Source organism: Acinetobacter sp. V2 (assembly GCF_001188385.1).
Taxonomy (GTDB): Bacteria; Pseudomonadota; Gammaproteobacteria; order Pseudomonadales; family Moraxellaceae; genus Acinetobacter; species Acinetobacter oleivorans.
The window spans coordinates 1,838,490-1,841,218 of record NZ_JZFB01000001.1; the positions used below are offsets into that span (position 1 = coordinate 1,838,490).

Consider the following 2,729-nt stretch of genomic DNA (forward strand, 5'->3'; position numbering starts at 1 on the left):
AAAAGAACACGATCCACCATACTATCTGGACGTATAGTAAGATTTTCCCGACTGCGAACATCCTCAGTTAAATAGGCAATACCTGTATTGACGCGTACACCATTTACAATGTTCATTGGATATGGGCCAACGCCGTTAGCATCTGCACCATCAAAATTATCAATAGCCTTGTAACCATTTGCTATCGTTGCTTTCATGAATGCATCTTGCATTGGTGTAATATCTGCTTGAGTTAATTGCACTACAGGCAGTGGACCAGAACGACCATGAATTGAATCATCACCACCATGACGGGTTTCTAATTTTTTAAATGAGGGTAATAAATCCTCGTAACTCCAACCGGGTAAATTCCAACGTTTAAAGTCTTCAGGACGGGAACGAATAGCTACGGCACCATTTACGGCAGAACTTCCACCCAATATTTTTCCGCGGATTGCACCAATCTCGTGATCGATATAACCCGTTTTTGTTTTATACCCCCATTCAAACTCAGGGTTTAAGTTGGCTCCTAAAATATCACTGTTAGAGATGATTCTTGGATAATTATATGGTTCAGGTGAATGACCTGCTTCTAGTAATAAAACATGGCGGTTTGCTTGCTCACTTAAACGTGTCGCTAATACAGCACCCGCAGAACCGCCGCCAACGATAATTACATCAAGAGATTCAGAGCCGTGCTGACTTGTCAGAAGTTCTGTAGAAGCTAGAGTTGCTTCATGTTGTATTGAATCTTTATAGCTACCTGATGACATCATTCTCACCACTTATTTTTAAAGTGGTTTCAGAATAAAAGGCTTTACTATGCTTCAATAGGTAACAAAGCTCGAACTGTGGGTTCTTATTTTTAGAACACTTTTAACTAATGATTTGAATTTATAGCCAATACCTTTGCAATATCTATTTCCCATTTTGGTGGATTTCCAATTTTTTCGATTAGAAAATTAGAAATTGCATGAATTTTAGGGGAAGCTCTAAGCGAGCGTTTATAGACCACAGAAATATCGCCACCAGAGGGACAAAATTCAGGTAAGACCACTTTCAACGATTGATCACAAATAGCAGGTGCCGCAATAAATCCCGGTAAAATAGCTAAACCCAGCCCTGCCTTAGCCGCTTCAAGTAATTGGTGAGCACTGTCAGTTCGCATTGCTGTTCGTATACGAAACGATTGATATTCACCATTGACTGGCAATTGCAACATACCATGTGACTCTCTAGCCATATATAGCAATCCATCATGATGATTTAACTCATCTGGGTGCTCAGGTGTACCAAATTCCCGCAAGTAGTCTGGACTGGCACAAATATAATGGTGATTGGCGGTGATACGTTTAGAAATTAAATCAGAATCCGAAAGCTGCCCCATACGAATCGCGACATCATAGTTTTCCTCATGCAAACTGACAAAGTTATCTGTCGATTCAACGTCTAAATGTAGATCGGGATGTAATTTCATGAATTCTGCCAAATATGGCGCAAGGTAATTAATACTAAATGCCATTGGAACAGCCAGACGAAGACGACCTGTGAGACTAAAATGAATTGACTTTACAGATTCCTCTAAGTCGTTGAGTTCTGTGAGCAATCGTATCGAACGTTGATAAAACTCTTGTCCCGCCTCTGTTAAAGTTAGAACCCGACCACGATTAATCAACGATACGCCTAGCCGAGCTTCTAACTGTTGCATCCGTTGACTAATCACAGATTTTGTAGTGCCAATTCGCTTTGAAGCCTCAGTAATACTGCCTGCTTCGACGATTGCAATATAAGTTTGCATCTCAACAATTTGATTCACTTAGCCCTACTTTGTTAATTTATTTATTCTCAGTAATCACGAAATAATTCATCAAATCAAGTTTTGTTTTAAATCAAATTATAAGAATTTCTAAGATACTTGTTGTCTAATCTTTCATTTCAACTCAACATTTCTAACTTAGCCAAAGCATTTAGATAATAATCTAATAATCTCTCCCTTTCCCCCACCTTATTTGCGTCTAAAAGCTGAATAATCGCGCCTTCAATCATATATAAAAATAGTTTGGCATCCTGAAAGGAAACATCGGTTTTTAATTTTATAAGTTGGCTATAGATTTCATTCAGTAACCACGTTCTATACCTCACTGCGATTTGATAGGCTTTGGGATAGGTCAGTTTCGTTTCAAAAATAGCTTTAAATAATAAATAGTACAGTCCTTCCAAATCAGTATGTAAAAGATAAAGTGCTTTGAGTTTATCCATCACACCTGCACCTTGATCGTAGTCAGCAATTGATACTACTTTTTCTTTTAAGCGTTCTTTTTGAACGGTTAAACAGATTTCGATAAACCGCTCTTTAGAATGAAAGTAATGATAAAAAGTCGCTTTGGGAATTTGAGATTCTTTCACAATTCTATCGATTCCAATGGTATGAAATCCGTGGTGGTGAAACAGATCAATCGATTTATTTACGACTTGTATGGCACGTGGTGAGATCACTAAATGTCGCATAGTTTTACCGTTATAAAATTATTGTTGTAGATAAGCGAGATCTTTTTTGGGAGAAAAAAAAGGCATAGCAAAGCCATAAAGACTGTGCGTGGCACATCTCAAGTTTTATTGTTGATTAAGTTTTTTGGTCGTGACGATTTAAAGCCTGAAAAGCCCAATAGCCATCAAATTGCTTTAAAAGTTTAAGTTGTGTCGATATAGACTTTGGCAAAGGCTGCCAAGAAATTAAGAATGTGCAAAGC

Annotated in this window: 3 protein-coding genes; all 3 read right to left on the reverse strand. The window is 38.0% G+C overall.

What is annotated here, in order from left to right; genetic code table 11:
• Nucleotides 1–755 (reverse strand): GMC family oxidoreductase (locus UC75_RS20825; protein WP_228137182.1); only part of this gene is annotated, 755 nt, incomplete at its 3' end.
• Nucleotides 756–859: 104 nt separating this feature from the next.
• Nucleotides 860–1,795 (reverse strand): LysR family transcriptional regulator, encoded by a 936-nt coding sequence (locus UC75_RS08450; RefSeq protein WP_049837287.1) that lies wholly within the window; start codon nt 1,793–1,795, stop codon nt 860–862.
• 119 nt (nt 1,796–1,914) lie between these two features.
• A complete protein-coding gene (locus UC75_RS08455; RefSeq protein ID WP_049837288.1) occupies nt 1,915–2,487 on the reverse strand; it encodes a TetR/AcrR family transcriptional regulator in 573 nt (190 codons plus the stop codon).
• Nucleotides 2,488–2,729 lie beyond the last annotated feature (242 nt).